Annotated in this window: 18 protein-coding genes and 2 pseudogenes; 15 read left to right on the forward strand and 5 right to left on the reverse strand. The window is 60.3% G+C overall.

The genetic code is table 11. The features are described 5' to 3' along the window. Positions 1-25: 25 nt before the first annotated feature. The 4 genes from I8N66_RS10950 (at position 26) to I8N66_RS10965 (ending at position 4,364) form a co-directional block, all read left to right on the forward strand. The gene (locus I8N66_RS10950) at positions 26-973 is read left to right on the forward strand and encodes an ABC transporter permease (protein WP_291153475.1); all 948 of its coding nucleotides are present in this window, start codon (positions 26-28) and stop codon (positions 971-973) included. Then, positions 970-1,812, forward strand: coding sequence for an ABC transporter permease (locus tag I8N66_RS10955; protein ID WP_291153478.1), 843 nt, complete (start codon positions 970-972; stop codon positions 1,810-1,812). The genes I8N66_RS10950 and I8N66_RS10955 overlap by 4 nt, the downstream gene beginning before the upstream one ends. Then, on the forward strand, positions 1,809-3,386 hold the full coding sequence (locus tag I8N66_RS10960; protein ID WP_291153481.1) for an ABC transporter ATP-binding protein: 1,578 nt from the start codon (positions 1,809-1,811) through the stop codon (positions 3,384-3,386). The genes I8N66_RS10955 and I8N66_RS10960 overlap by 4 nt, the downstream gene beginning before the upstream one ends. 72 nt (positions 3,387-3,458) lie before the next feature. Further along, the gene (locus tag I8N66_RS10965) at positions 3,459-4,364 is read left to right on the forward strand and encodes a LysR substrate-binding domain-containing protein (RefSeq protein WP_291153484.1); all 906 of its coding nucleotides are present in this window, start codon (positions 3,459-3,461) and stop codon (positions 4,362-4,364) included. A gap of 1,383 nt (positions 4,365-5,747) precedes the next feature. On the opposite strand, the gene I8N66_RS10970 is transcribed toward I8N66_RS10965, so the two are convergent. Further along, positions 5,748-6,503: an SDR family NAD(P)-dependent oxidoreductase gene (locus I8N66_RS10970; RefSeq protein WP_291153487.1), complete on the reverse strand. Its 756-nt coding sequence runs from the start codon at positions 6,501-6,503 to the stop codon at positions 5,748-5,750. A 321-nt stretch (positions 6,504-6,824) separates the two neighbouring features. On the opposite strand from I8N66_RS10970, the gene I8N66_RS10975 reads away from it, so the two are divergent. From I8N66_RS10975 to I8N66_RS11000, 6 genes are all read left to right on the forward strand, one after another. Continuing rightward, positions 6,825-7,412 carry a L,D-transpeptidase gene (locus I8N66_RS10975; RefSeq protein ID WP_113540253.1) on the forward strand — a complete coding sequence of 196 codons (588 nt, stop codon included), beginning with the start codon at positions 6,825-6,827 and terminating at the stop codon, positions 7,410-7,412. A gap of 190 nt (positions 7,413-7,602) precedes the next feature. Continuing rightward, positions 7,603-7,734 carry an ABC transporter gene (locus I8N66_RS10980; RefSeq protein ID WP_113540252.1) on the forward strand — a complete coding sequence of 44 codons (132 nt, stop codon included), beginning with the start codon at positions 7,603-7,605 and terminating at the stop codon, positions 7,732-7,734. Between the two features lie 126 nt (positions 7,735-7,860). Then, complete coding sequence (locus I8N66_RS10985; RefSeq protein ID WP_291153491.1) at positions 7,861-8,433, forward strand: hypothetical protein; 573 nt, start codon at positions 7,861-7,863, stop codon at positions 8,431-8,433. A gap of 203 nt (positions 8,434-8,636) precedes the next feature. Continuing rightward, positions 8,637-9,224, forward strand: coding sequence for a protein-S-isoprenylcysteine O-methyltransferase (locus I8N66_RS10990; protein WP_291153523.1), 588 nt, complete (start codon positions 8,637-8,639; stop codon positions 9,222-9,224). Between the two features lie 10 nt (positions 9,225-9,234). Next, positions 9,235-10,017, forward strand: coding sequence for a hypothetical protein (locus tag I8N66_RS10995; RefSeq protein ID WP_291153525.1), 783 nt, complete (start codon positions 9,235-9,237; stop codon positions 10,015-10,017). Beyond that, on the forward strand, positions 10,014-10,892 hold the full coding sequence (locus tag I8N66_RS11000; RefSeq protein WP_291153494.1) for an SDR family NAD(P)-dependent oxidoreductase: 879 nt from the start codon (positions 10,014-10,016) through the stop codon (positions 10,890-10,892). Before I8N66_RS10995 ends, I8N66_RS11000 begins: the two co-directional genes overlap by 4 nt. A gap of 146 nt (positions 10,893-11,038) precedes the next feature. On the opposite strand, the gene I8N66_RS11005 is transcribed toward I8N66_RS11000, so the two are convergent. Further along, positions 11,039-11,410, reverse strand: a complete 372-nt coding sequence (locus I8N66_RS11005) for a hypothetical protein (protein WP_291153497.1) — start codon at positions 11,408-11,410, stop codon at positions 11,039-11,041. Between the two features lie 768 nt (positions 11,411-12,178). On the opposite strand from I8N66_RS11005, the pseudogene I8N66_RS11010 reads away from it, so the two are divergent. From I8N66_RS11010 to I8N66_RS11030, 5 genes and pseudogenes are all read left to right on the forward strand, one after another. Further along, positions 12,179-13,317: pseudogene (locus I8N66_RS11010) on the forward strand (ATPase domain-containing protein); the annotation flags it as partial. Next, a pseudogene (locus I8N66_RS11015) lies at positions 13,314-13,856 on the forward strand (response regulator); the annotation flags it as partial. The pseudogenes I8N66_RS11010 and I8N66_RS11015, both read left to right, overlap by 4 nt. A 711-nt stretch (positions 13,857-14,567) precedes the next feature. Then, positions 14,568-15,797 (forward strand): hypothetical protein, encoded by a 1,230-nt coding sequence (locus tag I8N66_RS11020; RefSeq protein ID WP_291153500.1) that lies wholly within the window; start codon positions 14,568-14,570, stop codon positions 15,795-15,797. A 97-nt stretch (positions 15,798-15,894) separates the two neighbouring features. Continuing rightward, positions 15,895-17,613, forward strand: coding sequence for a type I secretion system permease/ATPase (locus tag I8N66_RS11025; RefSeq protein WP_291153503.1), 1,719 nt, complete (start codon positions 15,895-15,897; stop codon positions 17,611-17,613). Between the two features lies 1 nt (position 17,614). After that, complete coding sequence (locus I8N66_RS11030) at positions 17,615-19,150, forward strand: HlyD family type I secretion periplasmic adaptor subunit (RefSeq protein ID WP_291153506.1); 1,536 nt, start codon at positions 17,615-17,617, stop codon at positions 19,148-19,150. 751 nt (positions 19,151-19,901) lie between these two features. Here I8N66_RS11030 and I8N66_RS11035 read toward each other — a convergent pair. From I8N66_RS11035 to I8N66_RS11045, 3 genes are all read right to left on the reverse strand, one after another. Beyond that, positions 19,902-21,233 (reverse strand): HlyD family type I secretion periplasmic adaptor subunit, encoded by a 1,332-nt coding sequence (locus tag I8N66_RS11035; RefSeq protein ID WP_291153509.1) that lies wholly within the window; start codon positions 21,231-21,233, stop codon positions 19,902-19,904. Next, positions 21,230-23,065 (reverse strand): type I secretion system permease/ATPase, encoded by a 1,836-nt coding sequence (locus tag I8N66_RS11040; protein ID WP_291153512.1) that lies wholly within the window; start codon positions 23,063-23,065, stop codon positions 21,230-21,232. Before I8N66_RS11040 ends, I8N66_RS11035 begins: the two co-directional genes overlap by 4 nt. Positions 23,066-23,170: 105 nt before the next feature. Beyond that, positions 23,171-26,144 (reverse strand): DUF5801 repeats-in-toxin domain-containing protein (locus I8N66_RS11045; protein WP_291153514.1); only part of this gene is annotated, 2,974 nt, incomplete at its 5' end.

The following is a 26,144-nucleotide window of genomic DNA, read 5'->3' on the forward strand; positions in this document are numbered from 1 at the left end:
GTTTCACGATGAGGGGGAGAATTCGGTGTTTTTGGGCATGTTCCTGTTGAGAAAGGTAGCGATCGCGCGTGCCACGATGCTGGCAGTCTCATTCCTCATCTTTGTGGCGCTGGAGGTGAACGTCGAGGATGTCGCCGTCAAGGTGCTGGGGCAGTACTCGACCGTCGAGCAGCGTACGGCCTGGCTGGCGCAGAACGGCTACACCGATCCTTTTCTGTTTCGCTACATTCGTTGGCTGGGCCAATTCGTGGTCGGCGACTGGGGCATGTCCACCTTCTTTCGCGCGCCGGTGATCGAGATGGTAATACCGCGCCTTGCGGCCTCGGCTCTCCTGGCCGGCGGCGCCTTGTTGGTGATTGTCGTTTTCGGTCTCGGCTTCGGCGTACTTGCCGGCATGCGGGCGGGCTCGCTCCTTGATCGGGTGATTTCGGTCTTTTCCGTCGTGACCACCTCGATACCCGACTTTGCCTCGGCGGTGTTCCTGTCGGGGATTTTCGTATTCTGGCTCGGCCTTCTACCTGGTGCGAGCACGATGATCTCCGGATTTTCGCTGGCAGAACTGGTTCTGCCAGTCTCGGTGCTCGGGCTTTATTCGATGGGTTACCTCGCGCGCGTGACGCGTGCTTCGATGGTAGAGGTGATGAACGCGCACTACATTCGCACCGCGCGCCTCAAGGGTGCCGGGATGGGCCGGATCGTGCTGCGTCACGCGCTGCGAAACGCCCTGATTACGCCCGTCACGGTCATCATGCTGCAACTGCCCTGGCTCTTGTCGGGTGTCATCGTTGTCGAGGTCTTCTATGCCTACAAGGGTTTTGGCACGCTTCTCTACGACGCGGCGCTCAACCAGGACATCTACCTGATCGAGGCCTGCGCCATGATCTCCGTGCTTGTTGTCGTGGCAAGCCAGGTTCTGTCCGATCTGCTCTACGGTTGGCTTAACCCGCGCATCGCACTGGGGGTTGCGGCATGAAGACGATGATCTCGTATTTGGCAAAACCGCTTGTGCTTGTGGGAGGCGTGCTCGCCATCGGCTGGCTGCTGGTCGCCGTATTGGCACCACTGATTGCTCCCTACGACCCCTTGCAGACGCTACAGCCCCTCGCCAAGCCATTGACGACGGGAGCCAAGGGGGAATTCTTCCTCTTTGGCACGGACATGCTGGGCCGCGACATTTTCTCGCGCCTTGTGTGGGGCGCGCGTACGGTGGTGGTCTACTCCACGCTCGCCACGCTGACCGCCTATGCCTTCGGCCTTTTCTTCGGCCTCATCGCCGGTTATGCCGGCGGCCGGACGGACGCGACCCTGTCGTTCCTCGCCAACGTCGTGCTCAGCTTCCCGGTCCTGGTGCTCTATATCGTCATCATTGTCATGATCGGTGCCTCGCCCGTAAACATCGTCATCGCCGTGACGTTCAGCAGCGCGCCCGCCATCTTCCGTATCGTGCGCGGCATTACGATCGATGTCGCCAGCCGGGACTTCGTCAAGTCTGCCATCACCCAGGGCGAAAGCACCCTGCGCATTCTCTTCGTCGATATCCTGCCCAACACGACCGGGCCGCTCGCCGTCGATTTTTGCCTCAGGCTCGGCTATACGGCGATCACCATCGGCACTCTCGGTTTCCTTGGCCTTGGCCTGCCTCCACCGACGCCCGATTGGGGCGGGATGGTCAACGAGGGCCGCGCCATGGCCATCGCCTTCCCGCATCTCGTCATCTTCCCCTGTATCGCCATTTCGTCCCTGACCCTCGGCCTCAGCCTTTTGGCAGATGGCCTGCGCGAAGTGAACGACGCGAAGGAGCGCCAGGCATGAACCAGCCCCTCTTGCAGATCCGCAATCTTTCCGTGGCCCTGCCGAAGGGCGCCGACCGTCTTTTCGCGGTGCATGATGTTTCGCTTGAGGTGAAGCCAGCCGAGATCCTCTGCGTCGTCGGGGAATCCGGTTCGGGCAAGTCCGTGCTGACTTCGGCGCTGATGGGTGCCGCGCCGCGCGGTCTTAGTGTCGCGAGCGGCGAGGCGCGTATGGGAGGACGCGATCTGCTCGCGCTCACCGAACGCCAGTGGCGCGATATCCGCGGCAAGGATATCGGCATGATCTTCCAGGAGCCGATGGCGTCTCTCAATCCAGCGCTGACTGTCGCGCGGCAGATTGAGGAGGTCTTCGAGTTGCATTCCGACTATTCCCGGGCCGAACGTGCCGAACGCGCGCGGCAACTGGTCGTGGAAATGCACCTGCCCGAACCGGACCGGGTTCTCAAGAGCTATCCGCACCAGCTGTCGGGTGGCCAGTGTCAGCGCGTGGTCATTGCGATGGCGCTGGCGATGAGCCCGAAGCTGCTGATTGCCGACGAACCGACCACGGCGCTCGACGTGACCACCCAGGCCCAGGTGCTGAAGCTGATCCGGGAGCTGCGCGACAATCACGGCCACGGCATCATCTTCATTACCCACGATCTCGGCGTTGTGGCCGACATCGCCGATCGCATCGCCGTGATGCGGCGCGGCGAGGTGGTGGAAATTGGTAGCGCCGAACAGGTACTGAAGGAGCCTAAGCACGACTACACCCGCGCGCTCATCGCTGCGGTGCCGAGCCTCGTGCCGCACTGCCGCCCTACGGTAGAGGCGCAGGACGTGCCGGCTCTATCGGTCAACGGGCTCAACCACAGCTACGGCGCAAAGCAGGTGTTGCATGACATCGCGCTTTCGGTCGCACCCGGAAGGGTGCTGTCGATCGTGGGGGAATCGGGATCGGGCAAGTCGACCATCGCCAAGAACCTCATCCGCCTTACCGACCCGACCGAGGGGAGGATCGCGGTTGCCGGGCAGGACATACTTGAGCTGAAGGGCGGTGCGCTGCGTCGCATGCGACGGCGGATCCAGATGATTTTCCAGGACCCCTACGGCTCGCTCAATCCGCGCCGCAAGGTCGGGCCGATGATAGCGCGTGCCGCCATGCTGTCCGGCATGAGCCGTGCCGAGGCGGTGGAGCGAGCAAAGGAATTGCTGGAACTCGTCGGCCTGCAAGGCAACGCCTACGAGCGCCGACCGGCTGCATTTTCGGGCGGCCAGCGTCAGCGGATCGGCATAGCCCGCGCACTGGCGATGCGCCCCGACGTTCTTGTCGCCGACGAAAGCGTTTCGGCACTGGATGTGTCGGTTCAGGCCCAGGTGCTCGACCTTCTCGCCGATTTGCAGAAGCGCTTGTCGCTGGCCGTGGTCTTCATCACCCACGATCTCAGGGTGGCCGCGCAGATCAGCGACGAGATCGTGGTCATGAGCAAGGGCCGTGTCGTCGAGCGCGGCCCCGCAAGCGAGGTCTTGACCCGGCCGCAGCATCCCTATACCCGCGATCTGATCAAGGCGGCGCCGGGGCGCGGCGCCTTCTGATACGACCCGGTGGGCACAGTGCTATCGGGCCCGGATACTCAACGCACGCCTGGGGCCGGCCGCCCCGGAGCCATGACAGGTATAGCCGCGATGTCGGTTGCTCCATCCCTCACGTCTCTGCGGGCTTTTGCAGTCGTCGGGCAATGTCTCAGCTTCACCCAGGCAGCGCATCGCCTAGGCGTAACGCAGAGCGCAATCAGCCGGCAAATCCGGCAACTTGAAAGCACGCTCGATGTTGCCCTGTTCCGTCGCATCGGCAACAGCGTTGCGTTGACGGAGGTGGGGGCCGTCCTGCACGAGCGGTTGATCGTTTCGTTTGACCTGATGGACGAGGCGGTGCGCGAAGTGCGTGCGACTGTGCCGCGACAGACCCTGAAGGTTCTCGCCCCACCGACCTTCGCCGCGCGCTGGCTGGCACGGCGGCTTGCCTCCTTCCGCCAGCGATTTCCTGATCTCGATCTGTCGCTGCACATGCGAGGCGATGAGAATGTCCGCTTTGATTGTGTGATCCGCTTCGGCGCCGGCCCTCGGGAGCGCCACACCAGCACCCGGCTGATGACCGAGCAGCATATCGCGGTCTGTGCGCCCGGGCTTGAAAAGGATCCAGAGCGGCTACGCAGCAGTTGCCTGCTCTACGTGCTCGACCAATCACGTCGCCTGCCGACCTGGGACAACTGGTTTGCCGCCACACAGCGCGACCGGCGCGAACTGCCCGAGAACTCAATGGAGTTCGCCACGCTCGACATGGTGATCCAGGCGGCCCTGACCGGAGCTGGGATTGCCGTGGTGGACCGCAACATGATCGAAGCCGAATTGCAGGCTGGACATCTCATTCAGCTTGACCCCGTGGTGGTCACAGGGCCGGTCGGCTACTGGTTAGACATTTCCGGAGAACGCCTCGCTCATTCGCGTGTCGTGCATTTCGCGCGCTGGCTGCAGCAGATGGCCGGAGGCGGCCGGGAACTTGACCTTTCCTAGGACGAATTCAGGCCAAGTACCCGGCTACACCGTCCCACAACAGCCAGGTTTGAAGACGCAAGCCGGATGCTTGCATGTTCCGTTTATGCAGAGCCTGCAGTCACCGCAACATCATCGGTACATCCATCAGATGCGAACCGAAAATACCGAAAAAGACCTCTGCTACGGCTCTTATCTCGGCATAGGTTGTTAGAACAGCCAATCCCAGGATTGAGATCGCAGATCCGAACCGGATAGCAGCGCTACCATCGCCGTCATGAACGTCCGTCGTGGGCGCTGGAGCGTCCGAGGATGGGCGGTTGCCATGTAGAAGGTTGTCGTTCGCCGCGCGCAAGAGGCGGGTTGGTCGCGGATATCGAAGGCGACTTTTCTCGCATATCCCGGGATAAGCCTCGCAGATTGAGTTCGCCATCGACATATCCATGACCAGTTTGAACGTTTTCGATCTTAGGCGAACCGCTTCGTTTGGCCGTTCCCAGGGTAACTGGCCCCCCAGTTGGCATTCTCTTGCCACGGGGCGAAACGCCCCTGTTGTCGTTCTCGAAGGTACTCCTCAATTGGCAACCGCGAGGTATCGACCCAGGGGGCGCGTCCCTCCCGCGCGACCGGCTTACCTGCCTATTGAGCGCCCAAAATTCGATGCATTATCGACACGGCAGGGAACCAACCGGTCGCGACTTGGTGGCGCTCAGCGTTTCGACATTGGATCTGCGCATATCGTAAGATCGTGGAAGAGGGGTTCATTGACCTTGCAACGGGCATGACAACCCCGAATCTCCGCTATTGGCAATTGATGCCTATCTGCGTTAGCTCAGCCGACATCTTGGATCCGGTACACCGGAAGCACACTGGACGGAGGGGCCGGGACAGAAGTAGGCGGATGGTACGCTGTCCTCTTATCCTGGCGCAAAGGACCAAATGCAGGAACCCGTCGTCGCCCATATCGGGATCCGTATCCGCGCGCGAAGGATCAGGTCGAGAATGTCACGAGCGGAATTGGGCGCAGCAGTCGGCCTGACAGGCGGCGAAGTGGGTGAAATCGAGCGGGGCATAGCTGGGTCAGCCCACATCAGCTCTTGTCGATCGCCGAAGCGCTGGAAGTGGACGCTTCGCATTTTTTTCAGTGATCACAACCTGTTACAGCACCTGCTGCGAGGCAACAGGCAGTCGCGGGGGTGGCGCTGATCCGACCCGTTCGGTCGCTCAGATCGGCTTCGCATTCGTGCTCCAATAATGGTCGCAGAGCTGATTGCGGTTTCGATCGTGCTCAACACGGGTCTTTGCCGAACGCCCGGGTGTCTACCGGCACAGCAGGACGCAACGTCAATCTTGATCGTAGCGACTGGTGTCAAGAAGTTCGAGGCTGTCGCAAGAGGCGATTTCTCAGTGCGCCGTGTAGGCGCCATCCACAAGGTGAACGCTTCCTGTGATGAAACTCGCTTGCTCAGACAACAGAAAACAGATCAAGGCAGCCACCTCATCCGGCGTGCCGCGCCGTCCCATTGGCTGCAGAGACATTATGCGCCTGCTGTTTATCACATCGGCACTTTCTGAAGTGAGCGGCGTGTCGATCCAGCCAGGGGCTACGGCATTAATGCGGATCCCCGTTCGAGCGTACTCGATCGCAGCCGCCTTGGTCAGTCCGACCACTGCGTGCTTGGCGGCGGTGTAAGCGGCAGCGGTCGGGAGTGCGACGGAGCCCAGAATGGAAGCGGTGTTTACGATCGCGCCTGCGCCCTGCGCTGCCATCGCCGCAATCTCATACTTCATGCAGTAAAAAACGCCGTGCAGGTTCACATCCATGAGTGCGTGCCAGCTCTCAAGCGGATAGTCGGCAATCGGCCGGCGGACACCGTCGACGCCCGCATTGTTGACAGCAAGATGCAGGCCTCCACAGGCCTTCACGGCAAACGTTACCAGCTGTTCCACCGCGGCCGGATCGGCGACATTGGCCGCGATATCATGGGCCTTGCCTCCGCTCGAACGAATTTCGTCGGCGACCAGGCGCACGGCACTCGCATCAACATCCGCAGCGACGACTTCGGCGCCCTCGGCAGCGAGCTGGTGACACACTGCCGCACCAATTCCGGAACCCGCGCCGGTCACAAGCGCGACCTTGCCTGCGAAGCCTAGATCCATATGTGTTCATTCCTAACTTTGCCGTTCCGCGAACGCGCCCACGTCTTCGCAAGTCATTCTGTGAAATGCACCCTAGGACCGGATCCTCCAACCGGACCAGAACAGCAACGCATAAGAATGGCGACAACTTTAGACCCGATTCACGCAATGCATCTAGGCCCCCTTTTGGAATATACAGCGCTTTCCGTCTAATTCGCGGGAATGTCCGCAAGAAGCCATTTTCTTATCCTGTCCCCAGACGAAGTTTATTGCAGCTTGGAGGATAAATGTTGTAATGCTAAAAAACGATTCGGGGCGTACCATTTTTCTCAGCAGGTAAGAATGGACAATCACCGCATTACACGGAGGTTCCTGCTCATTGGCAGCCTTAGCCTATTGGCCGGGTGCAGCTCAAATTGGCAGCGCATTTCCTTTCCCTCCCTGTATGCCGGCACCCCCGGCGTCGATCCTCGCTTTCGAAAACAACACGTCCGCTTCGACGGCAATGAGCCAGCCGGCACAATTCTTGTCGACACCAACCAACGCTACCTCTACGCCATCGAAAAGGGCGGATGGGCGATGCGCTATGGCATAGGTGTCGGCGAGGAGGGCCTGACGCTCAAGGGCCGCGCCGTTGTCGGGCGAAAGGCCGAGTGGCCAGCATGGACGCCGACGGCAAGCATGATCCAGCGCAAACCGGAACTGGCGCAATACGCCGGAGGAGTTTCCGGCGGCCCTCACAACCCGTTGGGGGCGTCAGCTCTATATCTTTATCGCAATGGGCAGGACACCAAGTTCCGTCTGCACGGCACCAACGCACCCTGGACAATAGGCCAGGCCGTTTCCAACGGCTGCATCCGACTTACAAACGACGATATCGTTGATCTTTACGCGCGAACTCCGGTTGGAACGCAGGTATTGATCATTTGATGACGCCCTCTATGTTAGGGCGGTATTGGAATAGGGCTGACATACTTCTGACGAACTCTTCAAAGTTCGGTAATGATAAATGGACTGACGAGTGTGCCCTTTCCGCACTAGGCCGAATCTAGAATTGCTACTAATACTATGAATGTTGCCTTCGAATACCCATTCCGATCACAGAGGGAAGGAAATATTGATGAGCAGAATTCTAATCGTAACAGTTGCGTTGCTTTCCGTTGCTAGCCTCTCGGCTTGCGGAACAATCGGCAAAGGTAAGGGTAAAGCGCCGCCACCAGTGGCAGCGGAACCTGCGCCCGTTTACAAATAGTGGCTGACCTTGGTTCGGGGAGGGCCTCACGGTCCTCCCCGCCCTGTCTGATCGCGGCTGCGGTGGCAAGCCGCTCAAGATGGCCGCTTCAAGCGCTCATCTGAATTCAGGAGATATGGCGCAGTAATGACGCTCTCACTAGGTCGCATTCCGTTCGCCGTCATAGCCGCCCTGGCGGTTACCGCGTGTCAATCGCAAGACAAAAGCCCGCAGCCACGCTATGTCTCAACCATTGCAGGCAGTCCGGCGCAACAGCGCGATCAGGGCTATTTCATCGAATTTCGCTCCAGTTATGCGCTCAGTTACGGTCATACCTATGTGGTCTTTGGCCGCCTGGACGGGTCCGGAGCAATGGTCAATCCGGAAGTCGCGGGACTGGCTCCAGCAACAAGCGACACCGCTCCCTACGTGCTGGGGCATCTTCTGCCGGTACCTGCAGAAACGGGCGCAAGCGACGGTGATCTTGAGGAGCAATACAGGTCTGCAAGTTGGCGCGTCATGTTGACCGAAGCGCAATACCGCGACGTCGTCTCCAAAATCCGAAAGCTCAAATCCGAAGCCCACTTCTGGCACGCGTCGCTCTACAACTGCAATGCTTTCGTGGCCGACATTGCCCGCTCCATGGGATACAAGACACCCGGTATCTGGCTGAGACCCCAACAGTTCGTCACAAGACTACGCGAGATGAATGGTGGCTGATCCGCGATCAGCAGTCGATCAGACGACCTAGCGCCGGCTGACCATGATGGCTACCAGCGCCTGACGTCGGGCCGGCGTGCGTTTTGACGTGCTCGGTTTCACTTTAGCACCTTGTCAGGTAGATGCGGCGCGTGGCAGTCTCGCCCTTGCTTGAAGTTTTGGTGGCGAAGCAGCAGCAATAGCTTAGGTGATGCAACGTGAACATGTCTGTCGCTTCCATCGGTGAAGCTTTCTGGGTCATAGGCATCGTTGCCTGGTATGTGGTCCGGTACCCGTTTGAACGCCGGGCGAAGCGGGTGCGCGTGACAACCAGTCGCCGCTCGATGACCGACACCATTGGTCTTGCTGCTGCTTTGCTTGGTCTTGCGATTGTGCCCGGGCTTTATGTTGCAACCGGTATCCCCCGCTTTGCCGACTACCCCGCACAATCATGGATGGTGGTCCTCGGGGTTCCCATATTCGCCATGGCTCTATGGACGTTCCGCCGCACGCACAAGGAGCTCGGTCGGAATTGGTCTATTTCGCTGGAAATTCGAGAAAAACACCAGCTGATCAGCAAAGGCCTTTACGCGCTCGTACGCCACCCGATGTACACGAGCTTCTTGCTGATGGGCATTGGCCAGATGTTTTTGCTGTCGAACTGGCTGGTCGGCCTTGCGGGCGTCGTTGGTTTCGCCGTGCTTTTTTTCCTGCGTGTCGACAAGGAGGAGCGTCTGATGCTGGAGTTTTTCGGCGCCGAGTACCGTGCCTACATGGACAGGACGAAGCGCATTATACCCTATCTGTACTAGAGGTGGCATGATGCGGGGCCGACCGGTCAAGCTTTCTGCGGCACGGCGCCTTGTCGGGGATCTCATGCGATTTTCGATCGGCGTGCCACGGGTCACAGTGCAGCGACAGATGCGTCTCAGCACGCTACAGGAAGCCAGAACGAACCAATCGGAACGCCCCTCTTGGATGGTGCTGTTCTTGAAGGGCTACGCGCTCCTGTCCAAAGAGATACCGGAGTTCCGCCGGGCCTATGTCAAGTTGCCGAGACCGCAACTCTACGAGTACCCTGGAAGCGTCGCGTCCGTGGCGCACGAGCGCGAGTACCAAGGTGAACGGGTTGTGCTTCTCAGTACGATCAAGACGCCCGAACGGCGGTCGATCCCGGAGTTGAGCGCTCTGGTTCAGGAAGCTCGATCCCGCCCGGTTCTTGAGATCAGGGAGTTCCGTCGAGCGCTGAAGATTGCGCGTTTTCCAGCGCCGCTGCGGCGGCTGTTGATGTGGCTCAGCCTCAACATGGGACGCCAACGAGGTCACCGCTTCGGCACTTTCCAGTTGTCGGTCTACTCCGGGTTGGGCGCGGAATCGCTTAATCCGCTGACGCCTTTGACGACGATCTTCAACTATGGCCCAATCGGCGAAGACGGATCGGTTACGGTCCGTATTCACTACGATCACCGCGTCATGGACGGCGCCAATGTCGCGCGCGCGCTCCTGCGCTTTGAGGAAATCTTGAACGGAGAGATCGCAAACGAGGTGGCCAGTCTTTCCGCGGCCGAATACGCTTTGAATGCGGCGCGGGAGCCCTCGGCATGACGTCGCATCATCTTCAACGACCCGCAATTGTCGTGGTCGGAGCGTCCCGGGGGATAGGCAGAGCGATGGCCGAACTTGCCGCACGAGACGGCGCGCCCGTGGTCCTCGTTGCGCGATCGATCGAGGGTCTCCACGTCGTGGAATCCTCAATCAAACAGGCGGGCGGCCAAGCATTCTGCCTCTCGCTTGATCTGACATCTCGCGATGCTTCGACCAATCTTGAAGAGTTCCTTTCGCGCCAGGGTCTCGTCTGCGAGGTACTTGTCAACAGCGCCGGCTTCGGCTTGCGAGGTGCGGCCACATCGTTGCCGATTGGCGACCAGGTGGGAATGATCGACGTCAATATGCGCGCTCTTGCTGAAATGACACTGCGCCTGTTGCCGGGCATGGTCGAAAGACGCCGTGGGGGCGTCATCAACATGGCCTCTGTGGCCAGCTTTACCCCTGGCCCCTACATGGCGATGTACTATGCGAGCAAAGCGTTTGTGCGCTCCTTCTCAGAGGCCCTGCACCAGGAGACGCGAAAGACGGGGGTAACTGTGACCTGCGTGGCGCCGGGACCAGTGTCGACCGAATTCCTCGAAAAATCAGGGGCTAACAGGGCTGCTCTATTCAAGGTTTTGCCCAAAGCCAGCCCCGATTATGTGGCAGCCGCCGCGTGGCGCGGATTCAAAGCGGGCCGCCGGCTGGTAATTCCCGGCGTTTCTGCAAAATTGGCGATCCTTATGGCTGGGATGCTTCCGTCCTACGCGCTACTGCCACTCGTCGGTAGGCTGCAACTGCGAGGCAACGATCCTTGCCCTTGTGGGTCCGGGAAGCAGCTCAAGCACTGTTGCCGCGCAGGTCCTCCCAAAGGTGGGACTGCCTCAGTGTGATCGAGGCGGAATTCTCCACCGACGGGATCCCACTTGTCATTGGTCGTCCGAGGCACACGGCGAAATTTCGACGATTTTCGCAGCCGAATCTTGGTTTTGTCGAGGTCTTGGCCTTGTAACTGTGCTCGTTCGATGACGCAGGAGCATCACCTGGTGCTGCAAGGAATCGCCCGCCAATTGGAATAACGAGCATTGAGCAAAGTTGAATTCCCATCCACCACGAGCCACAATTCGTTGCCCAAAGGGCGAACCGTGAGGGGTTTTCGCTTCTCCTGGCGGCCATTCGCCGCCGTCAGCATATGGCGGTTCGCATTGACGATGCCTCGGTCGCGCGCGCGGGTGTTGACCAACTGCTCGAGGGGGATAAGAAGGTGTGGTTCGCCAAGGTCGAAGTAGAGCGAAGGGTCGTCGGGAAGCCTCGTAAGCAAGGCGGCGATTTCGCGGTTGAACGCAGCTTTGCCAATAGCACCGCCTGGCTCGAGAGTTAGGTACCTAAGCAAAGTTCCTTCAGCTGTCATTATAGTGCCTCTCCGAGATTTGAGTGCTGCTCTGCAGCGATGGCGACCCCGGACGATCCGCGGTTTGGGTGCCCGGGATGCGCAATGACCTTTTACCGGCTGGCGCTACTGGGACGCTTAGCAAAGGCGGCCGTCGGCCGAGGGCGAACAAATACGGGGACTTTCTTCTCAGCAGAGTTCACCGCAGGCGATGCGCTATGGGGGCGTGGTGTTGCAGGTACTGGACAGTCGCTTGAAATGTGAGTCTTCGGGCCGCCAATATTACAACTCGCCAATTCTAATGTCACCGAACTCATACCGCTGAATTTAACTTTTCGCGGTGCGGCCACCTTCGGCACCTGCGGCGTGGTGTCCATTCTTCATGTCGCCGCAGATCATTCGCGCAAACTCTTTGCTGAGCCGATCTCGTGTCACTTCGGGGTTCGAACAGTTTGAAAGCGCTCAGTCGGGGTCCCTTTCATAGCAACAGTCCCGCAAGATCGATCTCGACATGCGATGGTGCCAACGCGGTCGGCGCTTTCTCACGCTTCTTTCGTGATGTGCACTGCAACCGCAGTCTGTTCTCCGCAGGAGGCGATGTTCGGCATAGCGGCCGAGGTCGTTGTGTGGTCACCGCCTATCCGGGGAGTGGGGGCCGCCGATCGATGCCGACGCAAACTGGAGGCCTGGAACATCATCCAGGTTGAGCCGTTTCTGCCATGTGAGATCACCTCTCGCCGTTGCAAGTATGCCGCCAGGCCCTCACCGGCGGACCAACGGAGGGCGAAAATGGACAAAATCATTTCGGCGAGGGCGAAAACAGGTGTCGAGGGTCTCGACGATATCCTTTCGGGCGGGCTGTCGCGACGACACGTGTTCCTCCTCGAGGGGTCGCCTGGCACGGGAAAGACAACGATCGCGCTGCAGTTCCTTCAGGAGGGCGCAGCTCTCGGCGAGAAGTGTCTCTAGATCACGCTGTCTGAGACCGAAGAGGAACTTCGCGACAGTGCGCTATCCCACGGGATGGAAATTGACAGGAAGATCGCGATATTTGAGCTCGTTCCGCCTGAGAATTTGTTGAACGACGAACAACAGCAAAGCCTGCTCTGTTCGTCGGATCTGGAACTTGGCGAGACCACGAAGATGATCTTTGAGGTCTTCGACAGGGTTCAGCCGAGCCGTGTCGTACTCGACAGCCTGTCGGAAATCAGGCTTCTCGCGCAAAGTTCCCTACGCTACCGGCGGCAGATCCTGGCGTTGAAGCACTTCTTTTCAAGGACGGGTGCAACTGTGTTGCTTCTCGATGACATGACCTCCGACAGTCTCGACAAGACGGTGCACAGTGTCGTGCACGGGGTCATCCACCTCGAACAGCTGGCGCCCAGCTATGGTTCGGAAAGACGTCGGCTCAGGATCACCAAATACCGCGGCCAAGCGTTCCGCGGTGGCTATCACGACTTCACGATCAAGACGGGCGGGGTTTTCGTCTTCCCGCGCCTGCGGGCGATCGAGCACAGGACGGAGTTCGAACGCTCGACGCTGACGAGCGGTATCACCGAACTCGACGCGTTGCTGGGTGCGGCATCGAGCGGGGATCGAGTACGCTATTGATCGGCCCGGCGGGCACTGGCAAGAGCCTGTTTGCGTTGCAATTCGTCGACGCGGCCGCCAAGCGCGGCGAAAGGGCGGCCCTCTTCATCTTCGATGAGGAATTGGGACTGCTGTTCGGACGCACGAAAGCGCTGGGTTTCGACCTGGAAGACTATCAGCGCGACGGGCTGATTCATATCGAGCAACTGTATGCAGCCGAACTTTCGCCCGGCGAATTCGCCCAGCGCGTGCGCGACCGCGTTGCAAGCTTTGGCGCCAAGACCGTGATCACCGACAGCATCAAAGGCTATCAGGCTTCCATGCCCGAGGAAAACGCGAACTTGGCAAGGGTACCGGACTGGGCCTGTCGATGATCCATGGCCTTGCGCTGCAGCTGAAGGGAACGTTGCGGCTCAACAGCACGCCAGGGAAGGGGACCACGGCCGAACTCTGGATTCCGGTTTCGAACGAGTGCAAGGTCGAGCCAGAGGAGCCGGAAGCGCCGGTGCAAGATCAGCGGATCGCCTCACTACGCGTCCTTCTCGCGGACGATGATTTCCTTATCGCGATGAGCTCTACGGATATGCTCGTCGATCTCGGCCACGAGGTGGTGGAGGCGCATTCCGGAAGGGAGGCGCTTGCTCATCTGAAGGAGAATGGCCGCTTCGATCTGCTGATCACGGACTATTCAATGCCCGAAATGACAGGCGGAGACCTTGCCAAGTCCGCGCGCGACCTCTTTCCCGATCTGCCTATCGTCATCGCATCCGGATATGCGGAACTGCCATCCGGCCTCGATCTGGACGTGGCGAGGCTTGGAAAGCCTTATTCGCAGCAGCAACTCGCCGTTGAGATCGAGCGCGTCTTACGAGCCTGAGGCTCCGTAGAAGGAGCGGTTGGAGCCGACCACGACAGCGGCGGCGGCGAAATGCAAGAGGCACGGACGCCCGTCGTGGGTCGATTGTCAGTAGCGCGAAAGCTCTAGATCAAGCAACGGGAGGCCTACGAGGTGGGAACAATCGCTCCCGATCGATCGAGATTATCGAAGCTCTGTTGTTTATGCGCTTTGAAATTTGAAATAAATCCGAAGCACCCAAGAATGGCTAATCTCGCTGCTCTTAGTGCGTGCTAATCCGCAGAGATACAAGAGCCTGGTCAAGAAGCCGTTGCGGACGCCGCGGAGCCTCAATCAGAATCTATGGGGAGAAATACCATCCGATTGGGAGCGCCGCCCCAATGTGGAGGATGATGATCTACGCTAGGTTGAATTGGGCCTAGGAGTTGGGACAGGCAGTCAACTGAAGCCGCAGTAAGCCGCGTACAGCACGCTCATCGTGCGTTGTGTCGGACTCGCGTTAACTGTGATGGTTAGCCATTTGTTAAAAAAGGGATCGGAGCCAAGTGACAGTAGTCCGAATCCGTGGCAATAGGGTTTGTGTGAAATTACTAAATAAGGATTATCAATATCATCTATAAGATGCATAAGCAGGTCGCGATTGAATAGGCGAAATTGATTATCCAATACGGCACGTGAGCGACGTCAAGCGACGTTCTCGTAGAGTTTAAAGGAAATAGGGGGCTTTCAACGTTGTCGACTTTTGATTACGCAAACGAACTCAGTACGCCGGTTAACTCAAACCAGTCTATTCAAGGCACGCTGTCTTCGAATTACACCAACTGGGCACAGAACCAGGTTCACGACGCCGCGGATGCGATCGCCTATCAGTGGTTTCAGGCGCATGGGGACCTCGACGCGGCCATCGCGATCCGTGATGCGCTGCAGGGCGGGCAGTTTTCAGTCGAGGACCTTTTCCTGTCGGCAAACGGAAAGTCCAGCCTCGGTTCCAATCTGGCGGGGGATCCGCATCCAAAGCTCGTTGTTGCCGGTCAGGTCATCGACCTCACCTCTTTCTTCAGCGGCACGCATGTGACGGAATGGACGTCGGGCAACGCCAAGAACGTGCAGTATCACGCCCGCGAATATTACACGAACTTCCATGCGGACGACGCGCCGGCCAACTGGGATCACCCGGTCACGCAGAACCATCAGCCGACGGCCACAGCGATCCACGTGGACGTGACCGAGACGCAATCGGTCTATAACGACGCTCATCAGATCACCAATCTCGCCCCCGATGTCGAGACCGTTCAACTTATCAACGGCGTCGCCAGCGATGTGGATGGAGATGCGTTGCACATCGTTGACGGCAGCGTGAGTTTGGACGGCGGTGTAAGCCTGCCCTCCTACATCACGGTCGTTGGGGATACGATCGAGATCGATAAGAACAGCCGTGCGCTCGACGAGCTCTTGAATGGTGGCGTCAAGGAGATCAAGCTCACCTACCAGATTACCGACGGCCATACCGATCCGATCACCAACACGGTAACGATCGATATCACCGGCACGGCGGACCAATATCATGTGCTTGGTGGAAGTTCCGTTTCCGCTACTCATTTTCGCTCGGATTCGACCACCGGCGGCGGAAACATCAATGGAAACGTCCTGTCCTTCGCCAATCCGCTTCCAAGCGACGCCTTCGATTTCCACTTCAGTGGTACGCTGAAGGCACAGTCGGCGGGTCTGACAGGCAACGAAAATGGTGGCGTGAGTGATAGCGGTGGCAGCGCAGGAATTGACTGGACCAGCGGGGCTATTAATTTGGATGCAACGCATCAGTCGGGGCAGGCGACATTGACCTCGACGGCGTTGAACGATCACCAGGTCGACTACAATGTCCACTTCAACGGCCAGGCCGATCCTGGCGATTCAATAAAAGTCACGCTCGAATACCAGTACGATTACTGGCACATGGCCTGAGCGAGGTCTTCAGCGGGCTTTGACAAGGGGCGCGTCTGCGCCCCTTGTTGCAAGTCCCGAAAGTCAGCCAGCGGGGGCGGCCTGGGCCGGGCGAAGCGTGAGCGTCAAACCAAAATCCGAGGAATTGAACGCGGCCTTTTCGGCCTGCCGGCGTTATTTCGCAACGGCGGCGCTGTTCAGCCTTGCCATCAACATCCTGTACCTGGCCTCGCCGCTCTACATGCTGCAGGTCTACGACCGGGTCATCAATAGCGGCAGCGAAGTCACGCTGGTGATGCTGACGCTGGTTCTGCTGGTGGCGCTCGGCGCACTCGCTTCACTCGACATGGTGCGCGCGCGCATTCTGTCGCGCGCCGGGGTTCGCCTGGACAGCCTGCTGGCGGGGCGTATTGTCGGCGCAACCTTCGACGGCATATTGCGGCGCGGGCGGGCGGCGCATCCGCCGCTTCGCGATTTCGACACCTTCCGACAGTTCGTCACGGGGCCGGGCATCCATGCCCTGTTCGATCTGCCCTGGGCGCCGATCTACATCTTCGTCATCTTTCTGCTGCACCCATATCTGGGTGCCTTTGCCCTGTGTTGCGCGCTCATCCTGGTCGGCATGACGGTTGCCAACGAATGGCTGGTGCGCCAACCAATGGTCGATGCCAATGAGGCTGCCTCGCGCAGCTACAATTTCACCGAGGCCAGCCTGCGTAACGCGGAGGTAATCCAGGCCATGGGCATGTTGCCCGGCCTTCTCGTGCGCTGGCGGCGCGATCGCAACAGGATGATCGATCGCCAGCAGCTCGCCAGTGACCGCTCCGCGGCGGCGTCGGGCCTGATACGGTTCCTGCGGTTGACGATGCAGTCCCTCATTCTGGGCGTCGGCGCCTATCTGGTCATCGAGCGCATGGCAACCAGCGGCGCGATGTTCGCGGCCTCAATCATGCTGGGGCGTGCCTTGCAGCCGGTGGAACAGATGGTCGGTTCCTGGCGCAACCTCGTAGCAGCGCGCAGCGCCTATGAGCGCATCAAGCTTATGCTCCTCGACAACCCGGTGCAGGAGCAGAATTTGAGCCTGCCGCGCCCGGAAGGGCACCTGGCGCTGGAAGCGGTGGGTTTCGCGTTGCCAGGCAACGGCAAGCCCATCCTGCGTGGCATCAGCTTCGGCATCGGCGCCGGCGAGGTGCTGGGTGTCGTCGGCCCCTCGGGCGCTGGCAAGTCGACGTTGGCCCGCCTCATCATCGGGGTCACGGCGCCCTCCGCGGGAGTCGTCCGATTGGACGGCGCCGACGTTTCCGTTTGGCCGCGCGCCACGCTCGGCCGGCATCTCGGCTATCTTCCGCAGGATATCGAACTGTTCGCCGACACGGTTGCGGCCAACATCAGCCGTTTCCGCCGCGAGGGGGACATGCGCGTGATCGAAGCCGCCAAGCTGGCCGGCGTGCATGACATCATCCTGCGCCTGCCGAAGGGCTACGACACCAATCTGGGTGAGGGTGGAGCTGTGCTTTCCGGGGGCGTGCGCCAGCGCATTGCCCTGGCGCGGGCCGTTTACGGCGATCCCAGCCTCGTCCTTCTCGATGAGCCGAGTTCGAACCTGGACGCGGACGGCGACGCCGCACTTCTTGCCTGCATTGCGGAGTTGAAGCGGCGCGGGACGACCGTTGTCATGGTGACCCACCGCCCCAATACCTTGTCGGTGGTGGACACCCTGCTGGTGCTGAAGGACGGAATGGTGGAGGCCATGGGGCCGCGGCAGGAGGTGATGACCCGGTTGGTGCGCCCGACCGTGCCCAATGCCTTGCAGGACGGTAACAGGCGGGGGGCATGAAGTGACGCTGACCAATGCGGGCAATTTGAAATCGCTCCTGGAACGCCTTGACAACCGGCTGCGGCCGGCCGTGGCCGATTCCGTGCGTGCGGCGCCTGCGCAGGAGATGGTGGAGCAGGCCGGAGCGGACCGAGCGATAGCGGTGGTGCGGGCGGCCACTTCGCTGCCGGATACTCACCGCAAGAGCGTCCCGCAAATGGGCCCCGGCGTGGTGGGCGACGACGGCCAAGACGGGAACGATCCACCGCCGTCCGACTCCATCCGCCAGCTGTCGCTGTTCGGCTGGGCCGTTATCTTCCTGTTCTTCGGTGTGCTTGGTGGCTGGGCCTTGTTCGCTCCGCTGCGTGGCGCGGTGGTGGCCAACGGCGTCGTCAAGGTGGAGGGAAACCGCAAGAGCGTCCAGCATCTGGACGGTGGCATCGTCAAGAGACTGTCGGTGAAGGAAGGCGACCACGTCAAGGCGGGCGACCTTTTGTTAGCGCTGGACGATAGCCAGGCGCGCGCCGAGTTCAAGGTGCTGCTGCAACAACTCTATGCACTACGGGCCGCCGGTGCGCGGCTGAAGGCGGAACTCGCGCGCGCTTCCAGCCTTGTCATGCCCGCGGATCTGAAAGCCGCGCAGAAAAAGGACGTGCAAGTCACCGATATCTGGAACGGCCAAGTGCAGCAGTTCGAAAGCCGGCAGGCGGCGCTGGAAGGGCAGCGCAACGTCCTGCGGGCGCGGATCGCGCAATATGAAGCCCAGATCCACGGCAGCGAGGCGCAGGTGAACGCCTTGCGCGCACAGCTCCAGTCCGTCCGCGAGGAGCTGAAAAGCATCGACCCGCTCGTCAAGAAGGGATTGACCTCGAAGCCCCGCCAGCTCCAACTCGAACGCACCGGCGCCCAGCTCGAAGGCGAGGTGGCGGATATGATTTCCGCGACGGCAAAAGCGCGTCAGGCTATTGCCGAGCAAAATCAGCAGATCGCGCAACTGGACAACGAACGGCTTTCCGACGCTTCGAAGGAGTTGGAAGCTGCACAGGCCAAGGAGCTCGAAGTCCTGTCGCGCCTGGACAATGCCAGGGCCGTGTTTGCGCGAACCGAAATCCGTGCGCCCTATTCCGGGCAGGTGGTCGGGCTGACTGTGTTTTCGGTCGGCGGCGTGATCATGCGCGGAGAGAAGATCCTCGATCTGGTACCGGATCAGGATTCGCTGGTGATCGACGCCCAGATCACGGTTGACGAAATCAGCGATGTCCATCCCGATATGCTGGCCGAGGTTCACCTGACAGCCTACAAGCAGCGCATAACGCCTATGGTGCAGGGCCGCGTCGTCAACGTTTCCGCCGACAGGCTGGTGGATAACCGAACAAACGCGCCATACTATGTGGCCGAGATCAGAATAGACCAGAACCAACTGTCCGAACTTCCGCAGGTCAAACTTTATCCGGGCATGCCGGCGAATGTCATCATCCCGACTGTCGAGCGCACTGCGTTCGAATACATCGTTGGCCCGTTGACCATGACGTTCAACAAGGCGTTCAGGCAGAAATAGCCTTTAGACAGTCTCCTCCAAGTGACCAGAACACTCTGCCGCAACGAGGAGGCGGCCACGCAAGTCCAGCCTCGCGGAACCGTCGTTGAGGTCCGGCTACGATGCTTTGGCAAAAGGTGCAGTTCGATGGAGTCGTTGGTGAAAAATACAGCGGAAATCAGATTCTAAAGCTAATGGGGATGGCATTATCGCGTCAGAACTAGGACCCGAAACCTACAGGAGAGATAAAGAAATCTTGTTCACATTTGACGCTGACGGAATAGGCGCCTATTGCGGGCTCCGACGGAAACGCGGTTTCTGTGTCTTCGTAAGGTCGCCACCTACTCCTTAAGCAGTATTGAACCTCGATGGCTGCGCGTCCACTTCAGATTGGTGATTGAGAGGAGATCACCATGAAAGCCATGATCTACAGTGCAGTTTTCGCCATCGTGGTTATTATTCCGGCCATTGCCCTTGCATCGAAGATAATTGGCAACGGCTGAACCCGATAGAAACGGCCAGCTGCCGAAGCAATCTGGGTGCGCTGTTGTGCCAACAATCGAGGCCGGCCGGCCCCCGCTTCGGCGAGCGAACCCGCATACACCCGCCGTTAGTTCGGATTCGTTCAGGCGAGGAAATCAATGAGCAATGCTTGGTTCCTGGAGCGGCACGTTGGAGCCGGGTGCGTCCGTGCACTTGGGAGGCGCTATACCTCTTGATCGCCACCGAACTTACCTCTTTGTCGATTCCGCCGTAGCGGGCCCGCTCTTTCCTATTTTTCCCGTAACGCCCGGCGGAAATTCTGTGTAATAGGCTCGGCAAGGTAAGCAAGCACGGTACGGGCGCCCGTGCTGATCATCACTTCGCTGGTCATGCCAGGCAACAATTTGCGGCCTTCAAGGTTGGCAAGTTCGTCTTGGTCAATGACGACGGTCGCGGCGAAGTATGGCGCTCCGCTGCGCTCCTCTATCATGCGATCCGCCGATACGATGTCCACGACGCCGTCGAGTGACGGGAGGTTGTAGCGGGCAAACGCCGGGAAGCTGACGTGGGCCGGCTGCCCAGGCGCGATCGTCTCGACATCTTCCGGGCGGACCATGGCTTCGACGACGAGTTGCTGTCCGAGCGGGACCACGGTCATCAATGTTTCCCCCGGCTTCACGACACCGCCGGTCGTGTGCACCTTCAGATCCATCACGATGCCGTCAACCGGTGCGGCGACATTGGTTCGGGCAAGCACGTCGTTGGCGGAACGCTCCTGCTGCTTAAGGTCGAACAGGTCCGCCTCGACCTTGCTCAATTCTTCGACGGCATCTTTCAGCCGCACAGTACTAAGGTTCAATATCTGCGCATCAATCTCGGACATGGCGCTTCTCGCACGAGCGATCGCTGCGATATTGGTCGCCCGCTCTCCCTCGATCTCGCGCTGTTGGCGTCTAAGAAACAGGTTCCGCTCGCGGGTGGTGAGTGCCTTCTTGAGCAGAGTTTCAAGATCCCTGGTTTCTCCTTCGAGGGCCTCGATCTGTTTGTCCTCGGTCGCAATGAGTTTCTCCAGTCCGGCGATCTCTTCCTCGGCCTGGTGCCGGCGCTGCCCGAGAATGATCCGCTCGTCTTCCAAGTTGTGGCGCCTTGCCGCAAACACGTCGCGCTGCGTGACCACCGCGTCCTTGGCGGCGCTCGCAGAGTTTGCCAACAGCGTCGGACCAAACTCGATCTCGGTCTTGTCGTCACGCTCGGCCCTTAGCCGGGCTGCCAGCGCCTCGCGCGTCGCGATCCGGTTTTGAACCAGATCCAGCTGCGCCTTGGCCTGGGTGTCGTCGAGCCGGATGAGAACCTTGCCGGCCTTCACGATGTCACCGTTGGCGGCGTCCAACTCCGAGATGATGCCGCCCTCGAGGTGCTGGATGAGTTTGCGGTCGCCGGAGACCTTGACGACGCCCGGTGCTACTGCCGCGCTTTCGACCGGCGCCAGCGCCGTCCACCCGCCGGCTGCGCCAAAAAAGAGGAGCATGATCGTGAACCCGACCCAGGTTAAGCCGGCAAGGCGCAAGGGTATCGGCTGGGGCATCGCAGGTGGCGGAGCGGGCAATCGTACGACGGTCATATCTGTTTCCGCTCCGTTTGCTGGGGAGCGACCATATCGGCTCCTGAGAGACCTCCGGCAACAAGGTTGCGTACGGAGAACTGACGAACCGAAACGGGGCCGCGATCCTGGTTCGCCGCAACAGCCGGGACCTGAACCACCTCGCGGCTGCGCCGGGCGAGTTCGTTGAAGACATGGTCACGCGGCCCAAAGAGATCCTGCTGGCCGCGGTTGAGGACGAGTGCTTTGTCGACCTTCTGCATGATGGTCGGTCGATGCGCGATCAGGATGATCGTGGTGCCTGCCGCCTTGGCCGTGCCAAGCGCTGCGAGCAATGCCTCCTCGCCGTCCCGATCGAGATTGGAGTTCGGCTCGTCCAGGATAAGGAGGGCCGGATCGCCGTAGAGCGCCCTTGCCAGTCCGATACGCTGACGCTGGCCGCCCGACAGTGCCGTGCCCTGCTCGCCGATCTCGGTCGCGTAGCCTTTCGGCAGTCCCTTGATCAGTTCGTGAACCCCGGCCAGTTGCGCCGCCTTGACCACATTGTTGAAGGCCGCCGTATCGAGCTTCGCAAAGCGGCAGATGTTCTCGGCGACTGTACCGGCGAAGAGTTCGATGTCTTGCGGCAGGTAACCGACGTAGCGGCCGCGATCCTCCGCGGCCCATTGAGCAACATCCATGCCATCAAGCAAAGCGCGTCCTGCAGTGGGCCGCCAGGCGCCGGCCAGTATCCGCGCAAGACTCGTCTTGCCGGCCGCGCTCGGACCGATCAACGCCATTACCTCGCCTGGCTTCAACTGGAAGCTGATCCCCTTCAGGATCGGCTCGCCGCAGTGGCGGACGAGCGTCAGGTTGTCGGCTTCAACCCTGCCTTTCGGCCGCGGCAGCGGCAGGACCGGTGTGGCCTCCAGGTGGTTGCCGGCAACCGCGGCAAGGCGTCGGTAAGCGGTCCGCGCTCCAACCGTCGCCTTCCAGGTACCGATCGCCTGTTCGACCGGGGACAATGCACGACCCATGAGGATCGAGGCCGAGATCATGATGCCGGGCGAAGCCTCATTGCGAAGAACGAGGTAGGCTCCAAGACCCAGTATGGCCATTTGCAAGGCCAAGCGGTGACACCGGGCGATGGCCGCGATCACGCCGCCACGGTTGGCGGCGAGAACCTGTCCCTGGTTTGCCTCGTCCTGATGTGCCCTCCACCCCTCCAGCAGCGGCTTCAGCATGCCCATCGCCTCAACGACCTCCGCATTGCGGATAGCCGCCTCGGCCTGCACATAGGCGCGCGCCTGGGCGCTTTGGGCCTCCGTCAACGGTTTGCGGGTGAGGTATTCGTTGAGCAACGCCAACGCGAAAAGGACGATCCCGCCGCCAAGCGCCAGCCAGCCGAGCCAAGGGTGCATGAGGAATATGGCCCCGAAGAACAGCGGCGCCCACGGCGCATCAAGGATCGGGAAGATACTTGGGCTCGTGAGAAAATTCCGGACCTGTTCCAGGTCGCGCAATGGGCGGGCATTCACCTGACCTGGCGCAGAAGCGGCATATTCGACCGCCGCTGTCAGAAGCACCGGCGCCAACCGCGCATTCATCCAGGACCCGACTGTTGCAAGTAGACGACCGCGTACGATTTCCAGCGCCGCCATCGTGGCAAGCGCGCCTGCCGCCATCAACGACAGCATTCCTAAGGTTTCCAGGCTGTGGCTGGACAACACACGATGGTAGACCTGGAGCATGTAGATCGCTCCGGTCAGCATCAGCACGTTGATGCCGGCACTGAAACAGACAAGCGGCCGGATGGCCCGGCTGGCTTCTCGCATCACGACTTGCAGGGCAGGGCGCTGTTGACTGGTTTTCATCTTCTAGAACTCTGGTACGCGGAACAGAAGAACGCATGGCGAGAGGACAACCCGTGCTATCGACCGGGGAGGGGGCAGACTTGGCTGCCCCCTTGGCGCGGGATCTCAGGTGACGTCGATGTTGACGAGGATGTGCTGTGTGGCCGTCGTATCGGCGTCCGCGTCCGCGACCTGGAAGGCGAAGTCGAGGTTGGCAGGGATCGTCCCCGACGAGTTTTGAACGAAGCCGATGTCCACGATCTTCAACACGTCATTGTCGCCGATGGGCTGACCTTTGGAGTTCAGATTATTGTCCCAACTCTGGGTCCCGGTCGAAAACCCAGTATCCCCGGTTACTCCATTGAAATTGATGGCGTTACCGGTCAGGCCATTGCCTGACTGCATGATTTGGACACCCTGTATTTGCCATTTCTTGCCGGCATCGAGGTTGTAGTCATTGCTCTCGATGATCACCAGGCCATCATTGTTGTCCAATGAAAACTCGGTGCTGTAGGGGAAGGGGACATTGGCGTTGCCCTTGATAATATCGGTGTTGTCCACCCTGATCGCCCGGGTGGTTTCCGTGTCGGCATCGTTGCCGGTTCCACCGACCTTGCCGTCAGCACCATAGTCGATCAGGTTGAGGATCATCATCAGGTCCTCACTGTTGCCGATGCCGTCGAACTTCAACACCACGCCACTTTCCGTCTGATCCGGATCGCTTGCCTCGCTGGCAATACCGACATTGTGGTTGAAGAAGCGGAGCGTCAGGACCTCGCCAAGCTGGATGGTGTCGCCGGCCACACCGTTGGTGCTTTGTGTCGCAGACACCCAGTCGGGATGGCTGTTTGCGACGAAATCACCATTGTCGAATGCTTTGTCACTGCTGCTGGTGTCCTGCCCTGTCGTGTTGAATGAGAAGCCAATCTGAGACGTGGTCGTGTTCGCGGTGAACTGCACGAAGAGCGGGTCGGGATCGTTGTTCGGCGTGAGCCTCTCGGCGACGATGTTAGGGTGACCGGAGTTGCTGGTCGGCTCCTTCGACACCAACTCCGCAGTGTGCAGAACGTCGAAGCTGAACCCGTCGATCACGTCCGTGAGGGTGAAGCCATAGGTGTCGAGAACCTTGTCGAAGACAAGCGTTCCGGCAGCCATGGAGTCTTGTACACCGGCCGTGATCGGATCCTTGTCGTAGTGGAACGAGAAATTGAAGGACGCGGTGGTATCGGTCTCAGCAGTAAGCGTTGCGACTGCGTTGGTAATGTTCGGGTTCTGCGCGTTATCGACCGAACCCGAGAGCCCGATCTGGATGCCCGCCAAGGCACCGTTGGTATCGACGAAGTCGCTGATGCCCGCCGCATATTCGGCGGCCGTGTGCTTGTCCGTCATGTCGTAGCCGAATGTTCCGCTCGCTGTCGCTCCCACGACGTTGTTGAGATGCTCCGGCGTTTGAGCACCAGGTGTGCCCGGATCCGCGTCAAACGGCCTCGTAATTGTCGGATCGGTATCGTTGAAGGTCAGCGACAGCCCCGAGCTGGTGGCCTGCTGCGACACGACGTCCTGGTCGCCGTCCGTCACTGTCACCGTGGCCACGACGTTGATCAGGCCGCTGAGGTCGAGCGTGTTGTCTTCGTTCGGGCCTTGCGAGTTATCGTGTTCGAGGGCCACCAGAGACGTCAGGGTCACCGTCGTGCCGGATAGCGTGACCGTGAATGCCGTCGCATCGAGCGATCCGTTGTTGTCGCTGTCGTACTTGCCTGAGATCGCAGTGGCCGAGTCGGCCACCAGCGTGATGGCGTGGTTGCCGTCCGTCGTCTGCAGCCCGGTCGCAGTCGGGCCCGTCAAGGTCAGAGCGTAGGTCACATTGGTCGTCTTGCCGTCGACGGCCCCTGAGTTGAACGCAGGCGGCGTGATCGTCGCCTGGCTATGCCCGCCAACCCCGCTTGCCTCGACCACCTCGGCCGGTCCAACCACCGGTGCTGCAGTGATCGACAGTGTTGGGTCGGTATCGTCGATGGTCAGCGACAGTGCCGAACTCGCGCTCTGCTGCGACACGACGTCCTGGTCGCCGTCCGTCACTGTCACCGTGGCCACGACGTTGATCAGGCCGCTGAGGTCGAGCGTGTTGTCTTCGTTCGGGCCTTGCGAGTTATCGTGTTCGAGGGCCACCAGAGACGTCAGGGTCACCGTCGTGCCGGATAGCGTGACCGTGAATGCCGTCGCATCGAGCGATCCGTTGTTGTCGCTGTCGTACTTGCCTGAGATCGCAGTGGCCGAGTCGGCCACCAGCGTGATGGCGTGGTTGCCGTCCGTCGTCTGCAGCCCGGTCGCAGTCGGGCCCGTCAAGGTCAGAGCGTAGGCCACATCGGTCGTCTTGCCGTCGACGGCGCTGGAATCGAATGTCGGCGGCGTGATCGTTGCCGCGCTCTTCCCGCCGGCACCACTGGCCTCATTTGCCGCAGCAGCAGCAATCACAGGGGCGGCCGTGATCGAAAGCGTGGGATCGGTGTCGTTGAAGGTCAGCGACAGCCCCGAGCTGGTGGCCTGCTGCGACACGACGTCCTGGTCGCCGTCCGTCACTGTCACCGTGGCCACGACGTTGATCAGGCCGCTGAGGTCGAGCGTGTTGTCTTCGTTCGGGCCTTGCGAGTTATCGTGTTCGAGGGCCACCAGAGACGTCAGGGTCACCGTCGTGCCGGATAGCGTGACCGTGAATGCCGTCGCATCGAGCGATCCGTTGTTGTCGCTGTCGTACTTGCCTGAGATCGCAGTGGCCGAGTCGGCCACCAGCGTGATGGCGTGGTTGCCGTCCGTCGTCTGCAGCCCGGTCGCAGTCGGGCCCGTCAAGGTCAGAGCGTAGGTCACATTGGTCGTCTTGCCGTCGACGGCCCCTGAGTTGAACGCAGGCGGCGTGATCGTCGCCTGGCTATGCCCGCCAACCCCGCTTGCCTCGACCACCTCGGCCGGTCCAACCACCGGTGCTGCAGTGATCGACAGTGTTGGGTCGGTATCGTCGATGGTCAGCGACAGTGCCGAACTCGCGCTCTGCTGCGACACGACGTCCTGGTCGCCGTCCGTCACTGTCACCGTGGCCACGACG

This window comes from Ensifer sp. SSB1, assembly GCF_016652895.1.
Taxonomy (GTDB): domain Bacteria; phylum Pseudomonadota; class Alphaproteobacteria; order Rhizobiales; family Rhizobiaceae; genus Ensifer.